13 protein-coding genes are annotated in these 15,185 nt (G+C 47.8%); 8 read left to right on the top strand and 5 right to left on the bottom strand.

All coding sequences use genetic code 11. The annotated features are described in order from the left end of the window. Position 1 precedes the first annotated feature (1 nt). From porA to AC6I3O_RS19620, 5 genes are all read left to right on the top strand, one after another. Positions 2-1,183 (top strand): pyruvate ferredoxin oxidoreductase, encoded by a 1,182-nt coding sequence (porA, locus tag AC6I3O_RS19640; RefSeq protein WP_497852317.1) that lies wholly within the window; start codon positions 2-4, stop codon positions 1,181-1,183. 12 nt (positions 1,184-1,195) lie between these two features. Next, complete coding sequence (locus AC6I3O_RS19635; protein WP_497852316.1) at positions 1,196-2,131, top strand: thiamine pyrophosphate-dependent enzyme; 936 nt, start codon at positions 1,196-1,198, stop codon at positions 2,129-2,131. A 6-nt stretch (positions 2,132-2,137) separates the two neighbouring features. Then, positions 2,138-3,601 carry a sodium-dependent transporter gene (locus AC6I3O_RS19630; RefSeq protein WP_497852315.1) on the top strand — a complete coding sequence of 488 codons (1,464 nt, stop codon included), beginning with the start codon at positions 2,138-2,140 and terminating at the stop codon, positions 3,599-3,601. Between the two features lie 89 nt (positions 3,602-3,690). Next, positions 3,691-4,371 (top strand): TIGR00266 family protein, encoded by a 681-nt coding sequence (locus tag AC6I3O_RS19625; RefSeq protein ID WP_497852314.1) that lies wholly within the window; start codon positions 3,691-3,693, stop codon positions 4,369-4,371. Positions 4,372-4,393: 22 nt separating this feature from the next. Then, positions 4,394-4,861: an HAD family hydrolase gene (locus AC6I3O_RS19620; RefSeq protein WP_497852313.1), complete on the top strand. Its 468-nt coding sequence runs from the start codon at positions 4,394-4,396 to the stop codon at positions 4,859-4,861. Positions 4,862-5,095: 234 nt separating this feature from the next. On the opposite strand, the gene AC6I3O_RS19615 is transcribed toward AC6I3O_RS19620, so the two are convergent. Next, on the bottom strand, positions 5,096-5,638 hold the full coding sequence (locus AC6I3O_RS19615; RefSeq protein WP_497852312.1) for a TetR/AcrR family transcriptional regulator: 543 nt from the start codon (positions 5,636-5,638) through the stop codon (positions 5,096-5,098). A gap of 233 nt (positions 5,639-5,871) precedes the next feature. On the opposite strand from AC6I3O_RS19615, the gene AC6I3O_RS19610 reads away from it, so the two are divergent. Together AC6I3O_RS19610 and AC6I3O_RS19605 are read left to right on the top strand one after the other, a co-directional pair. Next, positions 5,872-6,735: a DegV family protein gene (locus AC6I3O_RS19610; RefSeq protein ID WP_497852311.1), complete on the top strand. Its 864-nt coding sequence runs from the start codon at positions 5,872-5,874 to the stop codon at positions 6,733-6,735. Between the two features lie 124 nt (positions 6,736-6,859). Further along, positions 6,860-8,932: a HelD family protein gene (locus tag AC6I3O_RS19605; protein WP_497852310.1), complete on the top strand. Its 2,073-nt coding sequence runs from the start codon at positions 6,860-6,862 to the stop codon at positions 8,930-8,932. A gap of 34 nt (positions 8,933-8,966) precedes the next feature. Here AC6I3O_RS19605 and AC6I3O_RS19600 read toward each other — a convergent pair whose 3' ends face one another. Continuing rightward, the gene (locus AC6I3O_RS19600; protein WP_497852309.1) at positions 8,967-9,860 is read right to left on the bottom strand and encodes an RluA family pseudouridine synthase; all 894 of its coding nucleotides are present in this window, start codon (positions 9,858-9,860) and stop codon (positions 8,967-8,969) included. 192 nt (positions 9,861-10,052) lie between these two features. Between AC6I3O_RS19600 and AC6I3O_RS19595 the strand changes: the two genes are divergently transcribed. Beyond that, entirely contained in the window at positions 10,053-10,541 is a 489-nt protein-coding gene (locus AC6I3O_RS19595) for an NUDIX hydrolase (protein WP_497852308.1), read from the top strand. Between the two features lie 100 nt (positions 10,542-10,641). Here the strand turns inward: AC6I3O_RS19595 and AC6I3O_RS19590 are convergent, their stop codons facing one another. The 3 genes from AC6I3O_RS19590 to AC6I3O_RS19580 all read right to left on the bottom strand — a co-directional run bounded on the left by AC6I3O_RS19590 (position 10,642) and on the right by AC6I3O_RS19580 (position 15,120). Further along, complete coding sequence (locus AC6I3O_RS19590; RefSeq protein ID WP_497852307.1) at positions 10,642-13,536, bottom strand: EAL domain-containing protein; 2,895 nt, start codon at positions 13,534-13,536, stop codon at positions 10,642-10,644. Between the two features lie 188 nt (positions 13,537-13,724). Continuing rightward, positions 13,725-14,597, bottom strand: a complete 873-nt coding sequence (locus AC6I3O_RS19585; protein ID WP_497852306.1) for a zf-HC2 domain-containing protein — start codon at positions 14,595-14,597, stop codon at positions 13,725-13,727. Positions 14,598-14,640: 43 nt separating this feature from the next. After that, positions 14,641-15,120 carry an RNA polymerase sigma factor gene (locus tag AC6I3O_RS19580; RefSeq protein WP_497852305.1) on the bottom strand — a complete coding sequence of 160 codons (480 nt, stop codon included), beginning with the start codon at positions 15,118-15,120 and terminating at the stop codon, positions 14,641-14,643. Positions 15,121-15,185: the final 65 nt, after the last annotated feature.

Below are 15,185 nucleotides of genomic sequence, written 5' to 3'. Positions count from 1 at the left end.
GATGGCAAAAAGAGACCGTTTATCAGGAAATGAAGCGATTGCAATCGCATTAAGACAGATTAACCCGGATGTATTCCCGGCGTTCCCAATCACCCCGTCTACGGAGATTCCCCAGTATTTTGCGTCCTTCGTGGCAAATGGGCAGGTGGATACGGAATTTATTCCGGTAGAGAGCGAGCACAGCTCCATGAGCGCTGCAATCGGAGCGTCGGCGGCAGGCGCCAGAAGCTTGACGGCAACCTCTTCCTGCGGGCTTGCCTATATGTGGGAAGAGTTATACATAGCGGCGTCCAACCGCCTTCCTTTGGCATTGGCGTTAGTGAACCGCGCTCTGTCAGGGCCGATTAATATTAACTGTGATCATTCGGACAGTATGGGAGCGCGAGATGCCGGATGGATTCAAATCTATGCGGAGAACAATCAGGAAGCCTACGACAACATGGTACAGGCATACCGCATTTCTGAGCACAAGGACGTGCGGCTTCCTATCATGGTTTGCCAGGATGGTTTCATTACCAGCCATGCCGTGGAAAACATGGAACTGCTGGAAGATGATGAGGTAAAGAGATTTGTCGGGGAATATGAGCCTGAGAATTATCTGCTGAACCCAGATTGTCCGATGGCGGTGGGGCCTTATTCTATCACGGACTATTATATGGAAGCAAAGCGTAACCAGGCAGAAGGCATGAAGCATGTGGAACAGGTTGTTTTGGATGTGGCGAAGGAATTTGCAGGGATTTCAGGAAGAGAGTACGGGCTGTTCGAGGAGTACCGCATGGAGGATGCCGAGTATGCGGTGGTCATGATTGGATCGGCGGCAGGCACTACAAAGGATGCCATTGACGCCCTGCGGGAACGGGGAGAAAAGGTTGGTCTTTTGAAAATCCGCCTTTACCGTCCATTTCCGGCGGAAGGAATTGCCGAAGCCCTGGAAGGAGTCAAGGCAGTTGCGGTTATGGACCGTGCGGAGGGATATACCAACCACGGAGGTCCCCTCGGCGCAGACGTGATGTCCGCACTATACCGGGCAAGGTCTAATGCTTTGGCAGTGAATTACATCTATGGGCTTGGCGGGCGAGACGTGCGCGTAGAAGATATGGAAGGTGTATTCGCAGTTCTGAAACAAATCGCAAAAGACGGCAATGCGGGAGAAACATACCGTTATCTGGGAATCAGAGAATAGGGGGGACAAAAGATGGGTTATAATTTCAAAGAAACGATGAGTAAGCCGGAACGTCTGGCTCCGGGGCATAGAATGTGTGCTGGCTGCGGCGGCACGATTGCGGTGAGGAACGTACTGAGGGGCCTGCACGAAGGAGATAAGGCGGTAATCGGAAATGCCACAGGATGCCTTGAGGTATCCACATTTACCTACCCCTATACTGCTTGGGAGGATAGTTATATCCATAATGCGTTTGAGAATGCAGGAGCGACTTTAAGCGGTGTGGAGGGCGCTTACAAAGTTTTGAAGAGAAAGGGGAAATTAAACGAGACATACAAGTTCATTACCTTCGGCGGAGACGGCGGGACTTATGATATCGGTTTCCAGTCCTTGTCCGGCGCGATGGAGAGGAACACGGATATGGTATACGTGTGTTACGATAACGGTGCATATATGAATACAGGAATCCAGCGTTCCTCTGCCACGCCGATGTATGCGGATACGACGACGACTCCAGTAGGCAGCGAAAGCAACGGAAAGCCTCAGAACCGAAAAGACTTGGCGGCAATCATCGCCGCGCATGATATCCCCTATGTGGCGCAGACTACATTTATCCAGAATTTTAAGGATCTCCATGTGAAATCCGAGAAGGCAATCTATACGCCGGGAGCGGCATTTTTAAACATTATGGCGCCATGCCCGAGAGGTTGGAGGTACAACACACCAGATATTCTGGAAATCTGTAAGCTGGGCGTGGAGACTTGCTACTGGCCTTTGTTCGAGGTGGTGGAAGGCAGGTGGATTCTGAACTATGAGCCTAAGAAGAAGCTGCCGATTGAAGATTTCCTGAAGCCTCAGGGACGTTTTAAACATTTATTTAAGAAAGGAAATGAATATCTGATTGAAGAATTCCAGAAGGAAGTGGATCGCAGGTGGGAAGAACTCAAGTTCAGATGTTCCAGAGGATAAGAGAGCGTGAAGAGAGAAAAATTCGGGTCGCGTATGGGATTTATTCTGGTATCTGCCGGGTGTGCCATCGGAATCGGAAATGTATGGAAGTTCCCCTATATGTGCGGGGAGTTTGGGGGCGCGGCGTTCATCCTCATCTATCTGGCATTCCTGCTGATTATGGGAATCCCGGTGATGGTCTGCGAGTTTGCCGTGGGAAGAGGAAGCCGCAGGAGCGTGGCGGCAAGTTTTGAAAAATTAGAGATTGTCGGGACGCGCTGGCATGTGATGAAATGGATTGGCGTGGTCGGGTGCTATCTGCTGATGATGTTCTATACGTCGGTGGGCGGCTGGATGATGTATTACTGTTTCCGAAGCGTCAAGGGAGAATTTGCAGGCGCATCGTCTGAGACGGTGGCGGAAGGATTCTCAGAGATGCTTGGGAATGTGCCGGTCATGACATTTTGGACGGTCCTGATCTGTATCATTGGATTTGCAGTCTGTTACTTTGGAATCCAGAAGGGAATCGAGCGTGTTTCCAAGGTCATGATGTCCGCGCTTCTGGTTATCATGGTGGCGCTTGCAGTCCACTCGGTATTTCTCGAAGGCGCAGGAGAAGGGATACGTTTCTATCTGGTTCCGGATTTCGCCGGGATGCGGGAGATTGGCATTGGAAACATAATTTTTGGAGCGATGAGCCAGGCATTTTTCACCCTCTCCATTGGGATTGGGGCGATGCAGATCTTCGGCAGTTATATTGGAAGAGAACGGAGCCTGACAGGAGAAGCCGTCAGTATTACGGCATTGGATACGTTCGTGGCGCTAATGGCGGGATTCATCATTATTCCCTCCTGTTTTGCCTTCGGCATTGAGCCAGGGGCCGGGCCGAGCTTGATTTTCATTACGATACCCAATATCTTTGCACAGATGCCAGGGGGAAGGGCGTGGGCGGCATTGTTCTTCCTGTTCCTGACCTTTGCGGCGTTTACAACGATTGTGGCAGTGTTCGAGAATATTATTTCATTTGCAATGGATCTGCTTGGATGGTCCAGACGTAAGAGTGTGCTGGCGAATGTGGTGATGCTTGTGGTGTTGAGTATGCCTTGCGTGCTGGGCTTCAATGTATTGGCCGGGTTTGAACCGTTGGGCGCAGGGACGAATATCATGGATCTTGAGGATTTCATCGTGTCCAACAACCTGCTTCCTCTGGGAAGCCTGGGGTATGTCCTATTCTGTACCAGAAAGAATGGATGGGGATGGGAGGAGTTTCTGGAAGAAGCTAATGCAGGAGATGGAATCCATTTCCCACGGGGGTTAAAAGGATATGTGTCCTATGTGCTTCCGGTGATTATTATTGTCATTTATTTAAAGGGGTATTACGATAAATTCGTTGGGCAGGGGACGGCTGCGCTTGCCGGATGGATGGCTTTAGCCGTATTGTTCCTCGGGTTTGTGCTGTTCTGTGCGTGGGCGAAGCCATCAAAGGAGTAGGCTGGCAGGGAGGATGTATTGTTGAATTTAATTGACACTTTTTCCATAAATGATTATGATATAGGTAAAGACATATCAGGAGGTACATTATGAGGTATGAGATTAAGGGAGAGACACTTCCAGTTGTAATCTGCCAGCTTGAGGGCGGAGAGAAGATGATAACGGAAGGCGGCGGCATGTCATGGATGTCGCCGAATATGCTGATGGAGACGACGACTAACGGAGGAATTGGGAAAGCGTTCGGAAGGATGTTCTCGGGGGAGAAGATGTTCCAGAACATTTACACAGCGCAGGGCGGCAGCGGTATGATTGCGTTTGCATCCAGTTTCCCGGGGTCGATTAAGGCGTTCGAGATCGCCCCTGGGCAGGAGATGATTTTCCAGAAAAGCGCATTCCTTGCCGGCGAAGCAGGGGTGCAGTTGTCCGTGTTCTTTAATAAGAAGTTCAGTTCCGGGCTGTTTGGCGGCGAAGGGTTCATCATGCAGAAAATCAGCGGACTTGGAATCGTATTTGCCGAGTTTGACGGACATGTTGTGGAATATGAACTGCAGCCGGGGCAGCAGATTGTCGTAGATACCGGCCATCTTGCGGCGATGACGGCGTCCTGCCAGATAGAGATTAAGAGCGTGCCGGGAGTCAAGAACATGCTGTTCGGCGGCGAAGGGTTATTCAATACCGTAATCAGCGGGCCGGGCAAGGTGTGGCTCCAGACGATGCCAATCAGCAATGTGGCAGGAATATTAAGGCCGTACCTGCCGTCCGGTTCATAGGTTCCAGTTCGGGAGCAGGTAGATGAAGATAGAGATTCCCGGTTACAAGGTACTTAATTTGGAGTATTTGGTATTGGATTACAACGGGACCATAGCTGTAGACGGGTTGATTCCGGGCAATGTGCGTGAACGCCTGAATCGGCTGGCAGAGAGGTTCCGGATTTATGTGGTTACGGCAGATACACATGGAAATGCAAAGAAAGAGTGTGCGGATATCCCGGCAGATATCCGCACGTTTCCTTCCCAAGATGCCGCACATGCGAAAAAGCAGATAGTGGAAGAGCTTGGCTGTGAGAAGTGCATATGTGTGGGAAATGGCAGGAATGATGTACTCATGTGCCAGATTGCCGGACTTTCAATCGGAGTTATGGATGCAGAAGGCATGTATGGAAGATTGGCTGTGGAGGCGGATATATGTGTAAGGTCGATACAGGAAGGGCTGGAACTGCTGATGCATGAAAAACGCTTGATTGCAACGCTGCGCGGATAGGGAAAATGAAAAATCCACTGTACGAATCTTCTATTCTGTAAAGTGGATTTTAAAATTCTGTATCCATCGGACGATACCTCTCTTTTCTTTATTTTTCAGATTTAAAGATTTAAATTTTTGGTGGTCTGTCCTCCTTTTCTTTTGATATATTGATAATATCATACGATATGAGATATGTCAATAGATAATCTGAAAAAAAAATAGAAAATTATAAAAAAACTGACAAATCATGATTTACATTTTTGTAGGCTCCGCAATACGCTGCAAGAGCCCGACAAGCTCTTCCGGAGTTTCTTTCGCTCCATTTGAAGACCAGGAAATGTAGAGATTATACAAAGCTCCTGCAAAAGCCTGCAATCCGTAATAGGTTTCCATTCCATCCTCCGGTTTATACCAGAAATCGATGATATATTTGCTGATTGCAGTCAGGAGCAGATGCCCAAGCCCGCTTTTGAACAGGCCGTCGAGAAATTCCTTGTGTTTCTCGAAGTAAGAAAAACAGTGGAAGAGGTTGGCGGAGTCATAGATCTGCTTATCTAATAATAGTTCCCGCGCCTCTTTCTGGTAGTCGGCTAAGGCTTCTTCCAGATAGGAAGAGAAGATATCTTCTTTAGACTGGTAATTTCGGTAATATGTCATCCGTGAAACGCCGGCTCTTTCTGTCAATTCGGAAATGGATATGGCAGACAGCGGCTTTTCCTTTAATAACTGCATCAGCGCCGTAACGATACACTCCCGGGCTAATTTATTTGCCTGATTTTTTCTTTCTATATTCATGAACAAAATCCCCTTATTTGTCACAGTTGCGTGTTAAGATATTGAATTTTAAAATCCAAAGTGTTACAATTTGTCACACTTTATTATAAAGACGGATACCGTTAATTTCAAGAGAAATATGGAAGCGCTTGGGGCTGCCCTAAGGCGGGAGACTTCTGGCAATACAGACGGATAACAATACTGAGTTAGAGAGAATAAGAAAAACGATATGAATGAGCGGGAGGAAGTGCAGTATGAAGACAGCTATCATGACAGACAGTAACAGTGGGATTTCAAAAAGTGAAGCAAGGAAGTTAGGAATCTATTCACTTCCGATGCCCGTAATCATTGACGGCGAGACGCACTATGAGGGCGTGGATCTTACGCAGGAGATGTTTTACGGCAGCCTGACGGGAGGAAGGGATGTGTCTACTTCACAGCCGTCGCCGGGAGAGGTTATGGGAATGTGGGATGAGCTCCTTGAAGACGGATATGACGAAATTGTACATATCCCAATGTCCAGCGGTCTAAGTAATTCCTGTGAGTCTGCAATCGGTCTAGCGGCGGATTATGACGGGAAAGTGCAGGTAGTGGACAACCATAGGATATCCGTGACACTGAGGGAATCTGTGATGGAAGCGAAAGAGCTTGCAGACAGAGGGATTTCCGCCGCAGAAATCAAAAGAGAGCTGGAAGAACGGGCATATGAAGCCAGCATCTACATAGCTGTCGATACACTGGAATTCCTGAAAAAAGGAGGAAGAGTGACGCCTGCCGCCGCAGCTTTGGGTGCAGTGCTGAATATCAAGCCTGTACTTACGATTCAGGGAGATCGGCTGGATGCATTTGCCAAAGTACGGGGAATGAAAAAAGGGAAACATAAGATGATAGAGGCGCTGAAAAACGATTTGAAAACCAGATTCAAGGATGTAGACATGGGCCGTGTGGTGATTGGAGGAGCCGGAGCCGGGCTTAGCGGGGAAGAGGAAAAAGAATGGATAGATACGCTTAGGAAAGAATTCCCGGAGGCAACGGTCTATTATAACCCCTTATCTTTCAGTGTCGGAGCGCATACGGGCCCAGGAGCGGTGGGGACAGCTATCAGTATCCGGAAATAGTAATTGGGATTGCTGCATAACATAAAATTACTGCTCACAGGGCAGTAGAATAGTTGCGTTCTAATATTTTATCAAGTATAATACCATGAGATTGATGACTTTAGTATAGAAAGGCAAGAATGTTATGAGCAGGGGTGTAGATTATTTAAACTATGTAATAGACCAGCTAAGGAACAAAATCCAGGAGATAGACCAGACAATCAGTGATGTGCAGAAAGACATCGCAGAGATGAACGAGTATTACTGGGAGAATTATACGGAGATGGATCAGTATGGTTATGAGAACTACGATAACCAGCAGGCTCTTTTCAGTCAGGTAAATGCAAGTCAGGAACATCAGAAACGGAGAAGTCTGTGGAGGAAGATGCTGGATTCTCCGTTTTTCGGAAGTGTTGATTTTGTCTACGACGGAGAGGAGGAGGCCGAAACCTTTTATATCGGAATCGGAAATTTTGCAAGGAAGAGGGGCAGCGTACCGCTAATCTATGACTGGCGCGCCCCGGTCAGCGGATTATTTTATGATTATGACAAGGGAGCGGCATCCTACGAGGCTCCGGCCGGGGAGCTCAAAGGGGAGATCCTGTCAAAGCGGCAGTATAAGATCCGCGGCGGTAAGATGGTCTATGAATTCGAGAGCGATATGAAGATTGACGATGATGTCCTCAAGCGGGAGCTTGGCGCCAACAGTGATACACAGCTTAAAAATATTGTTCGGACGATACAAAGGGAGCAGAATACAATTATCCGCAACACGAAAGATAAGATTTTGATTATCCAGGGGGCGGCGGGTAGCGGAAAGACGTCAATTGCACTGCATCGGATTGCATACCTGCTATATCATGACAGAGGTCGCCTACAGTCTTCTAATATTCTGATTCTGTCGCCGAACAGTGTATTTTCTGATTACATTTCCCATATCCTGCCGGAATTGGGGGAGGAAAATATCCAGGAGATGAGCTTCGATCTTTTCGCATACCATCAGCTCAGAAAGATTGCAAAGGATTGTGAAGATCGATGGAATCAGGTTGAAAAGCAAATAGAGCGAGTACGCCGGGAAAACAGCGGCAGCACTTGCAATACGTGTCCGGAAGGGAAAACGCAAGGCGTTTCGGATGATGTGCGGTATCGGTGGAAACAATCTAAAGAGTATGTGGCGGCAGCGGAAGGATTTCTGGTAGAGCTTGAGGATCGTCTGGTTGATTTTAAAGATCTCAAAATTGAAAATATGGTGAAGAAAGCAGAAGACATCCTTCATATGTTCTATTTCCGTTTCCAGAATATCCCGCTTCTGTCCCGCATGGACGCTGTGATGGAGTATTTTGTGGATGAATATGAGACACTTAGCGGGCGGAATATCTCGGATGAAGAAATGGAGTCGATAAAAGAACGGTTCCGCAGTATGTACGTCACCAGAGATATCTACGAAATCTATAACTGGCTGCTGGAAGAATACGGATGGGAGCGGCTTAAAGAGCTGCCATGGGAGGAGCGGATACTGGCTTACGAAGATGTCTACCCACTGCTATATTTAAAATACCGTCTGCTTACCGTACCTGATCAACGATGTATCCGCCATCTGGTCATTGATGAGATGCAGGATTATTCCTATCTCCAGTATGTAATCCTCGAGAGGATGTTTTCCTGTAATATGACGATACTGGGAGACAGGGCGCAGACGGTGGATGACCATATGCAGGATGTACTGACATTCCTGCCTAAGATATTGGGGAAGAAAGTACGTAAGATTGAGCTGAACCGAAGCTACCGCAACACATACGAAATTGCGGAATATGCCAACCGCATTGCCGGGATACAGGGAATCGAATATATGAAACGGCATGGAAAAGCCGTAGAAGAGATAGCGTGCATTTCCTGCGAAGAAATCGTGAGTCATATCCTTGAGAAGGTGAATCTGGGAGAAGACGGATTTGAGACTGCCGCAGTGCTTGTCATGACAGAGCAGGAGGCACGTAGATTCTATGAAGTACTCCGTGAGAAACGAAAAGACACATCCTATATAGACCGGGACAGCGAAAAATTTCGGAAAGGGATTACGGTCACAACCTACTACATGGCGAAAGGTTTGGAATTTGACCAGGTATTTGTAGTAGGGAGAGAGCCGGAGAATCCATTCTTCCGGCAGTTTCTATATATCTGTGCCACAAGGGCCCTTCATGAGCTGTATGTACTGAGATAAAATGCAGAACGTTGCATGGAACGGATTCACCGGTTCAGGATGTTCTGAATACAGCCAGCATATCCTCCGGCAGGCGTGCGTGGAAGGTCATTTCTTCTCCTGTGATAGGATGTGTGAATGCAAGCCTGTGGGAGTGCAGTGCTTGTCTCTGAATTTTTTCCATGTCGGGATTATACAGATAGTCCCCGATTAGCGGAAAGCCAAGATATTTCATATGGATTCGGATTTGATGGGTGCGGCCGGTTTCCAGACGAAGGGAGACCAGGCTGTACCCGTTTTTCTCGCCCAGGACTCTGTAATGGGTGATTGCCGTCTCACCATGTTCAAGGTCCACAATCCGCTCAATGATGGTGCCGGGCTTGCGGGACAGAGGCGCATCGATAGTACCGCACTGTGGTGTGACCTGCCCCCGAACGATGGCAAGATATTCCCTGTGGAGCTGGTGCCTGCGTACCATGTTGGAGAGGATGCTTGCGCTGACCAGATGCTTTGCAACTACCGTAAGACCGGAAGTATCGCGGTCCAGCCGGTTACAGCAGCGGAAAATGAAAGGTTTTTCTTGTTCCTGATAATACCAGGCAAGCCCATTTGCCAAAGAATTCGTATAATGATTCAGTGAGGGGTGGATAGGCATACCGGCAGGTTTGTTAATCACGATAAGGTCTTCGTCCTCATATACAATGTCAAGGGGAAGGCTGACGGGCGGAACCTTCTTGGAGCATCCGGTCTCGCAGATGCGAACCGAAAGAATATCTCCAGATGCAAGCTGCTGACGCATATAGTAATGGATGCCATTGACAAGGATGCTCTCAGGCATTCGCTTGATTTCTGTCAGATTTTGGCAGGAATAGCCGCGCCGCTTTAAGAATTGTTCCACACGCAGACCATCGCTTGCGGAATCAATGGCATAATTAATGACTCTCTTCATAGTCGGACTCCTTTAAAGAACCTAACACAGATACATTCGGTTCTGAAAATAATTTTGATTTCAGTATAGCACATTCGTCGGGAGAATGAGGGATTCATATGAAAAGAAATTGTAAAATTATATGGAGGATGTTATGATAAATAAAATCATGGAAGGATTTGGATTATTTTATAGAAAGGATGAGGCAGAAAAATGGCGAAGTTAAGTACGCTGTGTTATATTGAGCGTGACCATCAATATCTGATGCTGCACAGGACAGTGAAGAAGAATGATGTGAATAAGGATAAATGGATTGGCGTAGGCGGGCATTTTGAGGAGGATGAAAGTCCTGAGGAATGCCTGCTGCGGGAAGTGAAGGAAGAGACAGGATATACCCTGACTTCTTACCGGTATAGAGGGATTGTGACTTTTATATCTGGAAATGGAGTAACAGAGTATATGTCGTTGTTCACGGCGGACGGTTTTGAAGGAGAGCAGATTCCCTGTGATGAAGGAGAACTGGAGTGGGTGGATATTGACAAGATTCAGGAATTGAATATCTGGGAAGGCGATAAGATTTTCTTCCGGCTGTTGGCGCAGGAGCGGGAATTTTTCTCGCTGAAATTGGTGTATGACGGACATGATGGGCTTGTTTCTGCAGCCCTTAACGGAATAGTGATGGAACTGCCTTCCGGAGACTGACAGAAGGGCAGCACAGATATCAAAAACGGGAGCGCCACATATAACTGCGGCGCTCCCGTTTTGTACGGATATCCGTAACATCCTTGATTCTTATGAATGCTTATCTCTGGGACAGCCTGGCCTCAAAATCTGCCTCCGGAACCGGCTTCGCATAGCGGTATCCTTGGGCAACCCGCGCCCCAATCTCCCGCATCAGTTCCACATCCGCATCCGTCTCCACGCCTTCACACACAATCTGGGAGCCTAGATTGTCTGCAAGCTCCACAATACTCTTCATAATCTTCACCTGACGCTCCCTATCCTTCTTATTCAACAGGAAAGAACGGTCAAGCTTGATTACGGATGCCGGAATCTTCTCGATTACGCCAAGGGAAGAATACCCTGCGCCAAAATCATCAATAGAGAGCCTTACCCCCTTGGCGTGAAGGTCGTCCAAGGTCTGCTTGGCGAGATTCTCCTCCATCTCCTCCATGACGAGTGTCTCCGTAATTTCAACCTCAATCAGCTCTTTGGGGATACGGTACTCATCCAACACCTGCTCAAACCGCTTGGCAAAATCCGGCTTCACAAAATGCATCCGGGAGAAATTACAGGAAATCGTCACAACCTTTTCCCCGCTGTCTATCCGTCTGCGGAGCATCTTGCAGGCACACTGGAGTATAAAGAAATCAATGTCCGCCACCTTCCCGGTCTGTTCATAGTAGGGGATGAAGAACCAGGGAGTCCGCACAGCGCCGTCCGCCGTCGGGTCCAGAAAACGTACCAACGCCTCAGCGCCCACAATCTCCTCTGTGTTGACATCCACCTTCGCCTGATAATAAGCGACAAAATTCTCTTCTATATCCACGGAATCCAACAGCTTTTCCCGCCGATGCCGTTCACGTACCGCCTTTTCAAGTTCCTCATCATAGATCCGGATATTCTCCCCGCTGTCACTGTCAATAAAATCAATCGCCTGGCTTGCACAGTCAATCGCTCCCCGCAGGTCGTCGTTGTCATGGGATATAAAATAGATTCCCATCTGGACTTCAATCCGGCTTTCAATCGTCTGGAAAATCCGTTCTTCAATGAACTGCTGAATCTTTTTGGCTCTCTTAGCGATATCTCCATTCTCATCAGACAAAAGGAATGCAAAATGTGCCCCGTCAGCTTTTGCACAGATTTCATTCTTTCCGTCAACGCATTGGGTCAGGACCTTTGCAATCAAAGCCAGAAGCTTTTGGCCGTTATTCCATCCATAGATTACCTTGAAACGCTGAAATTGTGAAATATTGAGGTAAACAATGCCGTACTGCTGGGCGGCCCGGTTAGGCAGAATTTTTTTCTCGCCCGTATAGATGAGGTAATTCAGGTTCCCGATGTCAATCTCCACATCCTTGTACATCAGCTTCTGAATCTTCTTGGCATCCCGGATGATATGCAGCGCAACCATTACAATCACCAGCATAATTACAATCAGGATCAGGATGATGACAAAACTATGTTCCTGTATGAAGATGCCGACGCTTGCCAGGGAATACACGTTACTCTCCAGCATATAGTCGCTGATTGCCCTCGCATCTATGGTCAGCAGCGTCTTGTTCAGTATACCTGCAAGCTCAGGGGAGTCGTTGCGGACAGTCATAGAAATCCCCAGGCCGTCGCTTAACACATTCTTAATCTCCAAGTCATAATAGCGCATCTGGGAACTCAGCAGATATTCTGTCAAATAGCCGTCGCACATGACAGCGTCCACGTTCCCGTCCTTCACAGCGTCCAGGCAATCCTTAGGGCTGTCGTATACCTTAACAGAAGTGCCTGCCGTACCGATTAGTTCGGCAGCCTTGTTTGAAAGATAATCAACCGTTGCCAGAGACTCAATCGACTCCATCTCCGTTCTTTCCTTCGAGACGAATACCAGAGGAACCTGTACATAATCTTTGATCTTGGAAAGCTGATGGTTATGGGCTTCACCCTCGGCATGGACACAATAAGACATAACGTCAATCTCTCCATTCTCAAGGGCAGTGCGCGCTTCCTGAGGGTTCGCCTCCTTTTGCCAGGAGATGTTAATCCCGGTAAGCGCTGCGATACCCTCCAGCATTTCCTTCGTCAATCCTTTGCACTCGCCATCCTCCTCATAGACAAATGGGTAATAACTGTCAAGATAACCAACCTTGATGGTGTCTGTCTCGTCAAGATATTCCTTCTCATCTAAAGTAAATACAATGGTCTTGTCCAGCTTGCTCTGATAGAAGCGATTCATCAACTGGGTTTCCAGACCCGGCTCATTCATCTTCAAATCTGCAATGGCGTTGTTCAGTTCACGCATCACATCATCATTCCCGGGATAAGAGAGGTAGTAAAAGGGCCTTGGGGCAAAACGCCCAATCAAGCGCTGTCCTTCCCTGATTTCCATGAAAGTATGGACAAGTGCGTCCACTTCCCCCCGGTCAAGCGCATCCTGTAAGTCTGCCGTGGAATCATATTCCCTGATTTTCGGAGACGCAACCCCGTTGTCGGCAAGATAACCCAGAAACTCCTCCCTGCGCACATAGGTACGGACCATCCCGAAGGTGATTTCCTCCATGGCTTCAAAATCCTCATATGCCAGGCTGCTGTCTGGATTGGTGGCTATGATACCGAAGGTATATCCGCTGGACAGGTCTGCATACTGGTAAGTCTCCGCCCGTTCCGCCGAATACTGGGCGCTGCCTACCAGGTCCGCCTTGTGCTCGGCCACAAGGGTAAGCGCCGCATCCCAGTCCTTACATTCCACATATTCAATTTCCCAGTTGGTATAGTTGCGTAACGCTTCCAGATAATCCACATCCATACCGATATAGCTGCCGTCTTCCCCTTTCATATGGTATCCGTTCATTGGGAAAAACGCGACCTTTACCGTCCGCTTTTCTGCCGCGTGGGCGGTGTGTGGCATGAATCCGGCAGACATGCACGCTGTCAGAATCAGGCATAGAAAAATTAACGCGCCACGTTTCAATCTTCTGTTTTTCATTCCTGCTAACATCCCTTTCATTCCCCGCAAACTGAATGTCCCCCAACCGTTAAGTAAATACGGGCCTTATTGTTACTATTATACCAAATCGCAGGCATAATGACTATACTTCCAATGAAAAAACTACAAGTAAACAAAAGGACTGAGGCTGCGATTTTGCAACAGCCCCAGTCCTTGATAGGAATGGCCTAATACAGAAACAGAATATCTTCATGCCCGGAGGAATCCCTGGTTCCTTGTTCCTTCATTTCCAGTTCCTCCTGAACCCTTTTTTCCACAGACGCCGGCGCTGGCATAATCTCCTGTCCCTCCTTCCAGATGGTAAATCGTTTATTATGCTTGCCCTGATAATATATGAATGAGTTTTTATGGACTGCTGCAGGAAAGTCCCAAAAGTCGCTGTCATCCGGGAAAATCTCTTCCTGCCCAACGGTCTCTTCGGCGGGAACTACGAAGGAGTATGTCTGGGAATCCAACCGGCCAAGAAATACTTGTTCCAATCTGGATACTTTCTCAAGGGACAGACAGCTTTCTCCATTGTCATAAGATTCGGAATATTCACTGTCAGGAGAGTCGATCCTGTCGCCATATGAAATAGGGGAGCAAGGATGCTCGCTTTCTAACGTAATATAGAAATCCCCGTTTTCTAACTGGTATAGTTCCGTCATTTGCATATCTTCGACTGCCACGCGTCTGTCGAACAGGTAAAGCTCCGGATTATACTCTTTTACTAAAGAAAGGGAGGTTGAAACCACGAATACCATAATGGCTGCCGACAGGACAACGACCACTTTCAGCCAGTTAATCTGCCGGGAAATCCGCCGTAACGTCTCGATACCATCCGAAGCAGAAGAGCCGGATTCATTGCCGTTCTTTGCGCCGGTTCCGTCCTGCGCAAGAGTGACAGGAGGAAGTTCGGAGTTTAACGCATCCAGATATTCACGGCAATCCTCACATTCAGGCAGATGCCCTTCAATCAAATCCTTACTTTTCTCGCTGCATACGTCATCTTTATAGAGGGGCAGCAAATCTCTAATTACATCACAAGATATTTTATTCATAACGATCTCCTTTCTGCCGCCGTTTTCAGGCGGCCGCTTCTTCTTAATCCTGCATATGCTCCCGTATCTTGAGCCTTGCCCGGTGGTAGGTGACTCTTGCCCAGTTTTCCTGCTTTTCAAAGATTTCTGCGATTTCCTTAAAACTTAAATCACCAAGTACCCTGAGAGTAAAGACTTCCTTGTACGGCTCGCTCAGGCAATGAAGGACTTTATAGATGGAGAGGGCTTCGCCTTTTCGGATACAGATATCCTCCACGTCCGAATCGTCCGGCATATCTTCCAGGGCTTCGGAGTGTACCGGCTTTTTCTTACGTGTGCCGGAGATATAGAGATTCTTGGCTATCTGGCAGAGCCATGTCTTCACAGAGCAGTTCCCGCGGAAATTTTTGGCTTCTTTGAGCGCTTTGAAAAACGTTTCCTGAGTAATCTCTTCGGCAATGTGCGGATCCTTACTCATTGCCAGTACAAACAGATAAACGTCTTTAAAAAATCGTTCATACAGATCGTCAAAATCAATCTTCATTCCCTCACCTCCTTCATTTGCTAATTAGACGCATGACTTGGCGTTTCGTTACAAAGATTATAAGA

This window comes from Sporofaciens sp. St.21A7, assembly GCF_059728535.1.
Note: the sequence above shows the minus strand (reverse complement) of the source record. Positions and strands in the feature narration are given on the sequence as shown.

What these genes read in the sequence shown, in the direction of transcription:
- AC6I3O_RS19590 (WP_497852307.1), bottom strand. Translation starts at nt 13,536, where the DNA reads ATGAAAAACAGAAGATTGAAACGTGGCGCGTTAATTTTTCTATGCCTG.
- porA (WP_497852317.1), top strand. Translation starts at nt 2, where the DNA reads ATGGCAAAAAGAGACCGTTTATCAGGAAATGAAGCGATTGCAATCGCA.
- AC6I3O_RS19635 (WP_497852316.1), top strand. Translation starts at nt 1,196, where the DNA reads ATGGGTTATAATTTCAAAGAAACGATGAGTAAGCCGGAACGTCTGGCT.
- AC6I3O_RS19610 (WP_497852311.1), top strand. Translation starts at nt 5,872, where the DNA reads ATGAAGACAGCTATCATGACAGACAGTAACAGTGGGATTTCAAAAAGT.
- AC6I3O_RS19615 (WP_497852312.1), bottom strand. Translation starts at nt 5,638, where the DNA reads ATGAATATAGAAAGAAAAAATCAGGCAAATAAATTAGCCCGGGAGTGT.
- AC6I3O_RS19580 (WP_497852305.1), bottom strand. Translation starts at nt 15,120, where the DNA reads ATGAAGATTGATTTTGACGATCTGTATGAACGATTTTTTAAAGACGTT.
- AC6I3O_RS19585 (WP_497852306.1), bottom strand. Translation starts at nt 14,597, where the DNA reads ATGAATAAAATATCTTGTGATGTAATTAGAGATTTGCTGCCCCTCTAT.
- AC6I3O_RS19620 (WP_497852313.1), top strand. Translation starts at nt 4,394, where the DNA reads ATGAAGATAGAGATTCCCGGTTACAAGGTACTTAATTTGGAGTATTTG.
- AC6I3O_RS19625 (WP_497852314.1), top strand. Translation starts at nt 3,691, where the DNA reads ATGAGGTATGAGATTAAGGGAGAGACACTTCCAGTTGTAATCTGCCAG.
- AC6I3O_RS19600 (WP_497852309.1), bottom strand. Translation starts at nt 9,860, where the DNA reads ATGAAGAGAGTCATTAATTATGCCATTGATTCCGCAAGCGATGGTCTG.
- AC6I3O_RS19605 (WP_497852310.1), top strand. Translation starts at nt 6,860, where the DNA reads ATGAGCAGGGGTGTAGATTATTTAAACTATGTAATAGACCAGCTAAGG.
- AC6I3O_RS19595 (WP_497852308.1), top strand. Translation starts at nt 10,053, where the DNA reads ATGGCGAAGTTAAGTACGCTGTGTTATATTGAGCGTGACCATCAATAT.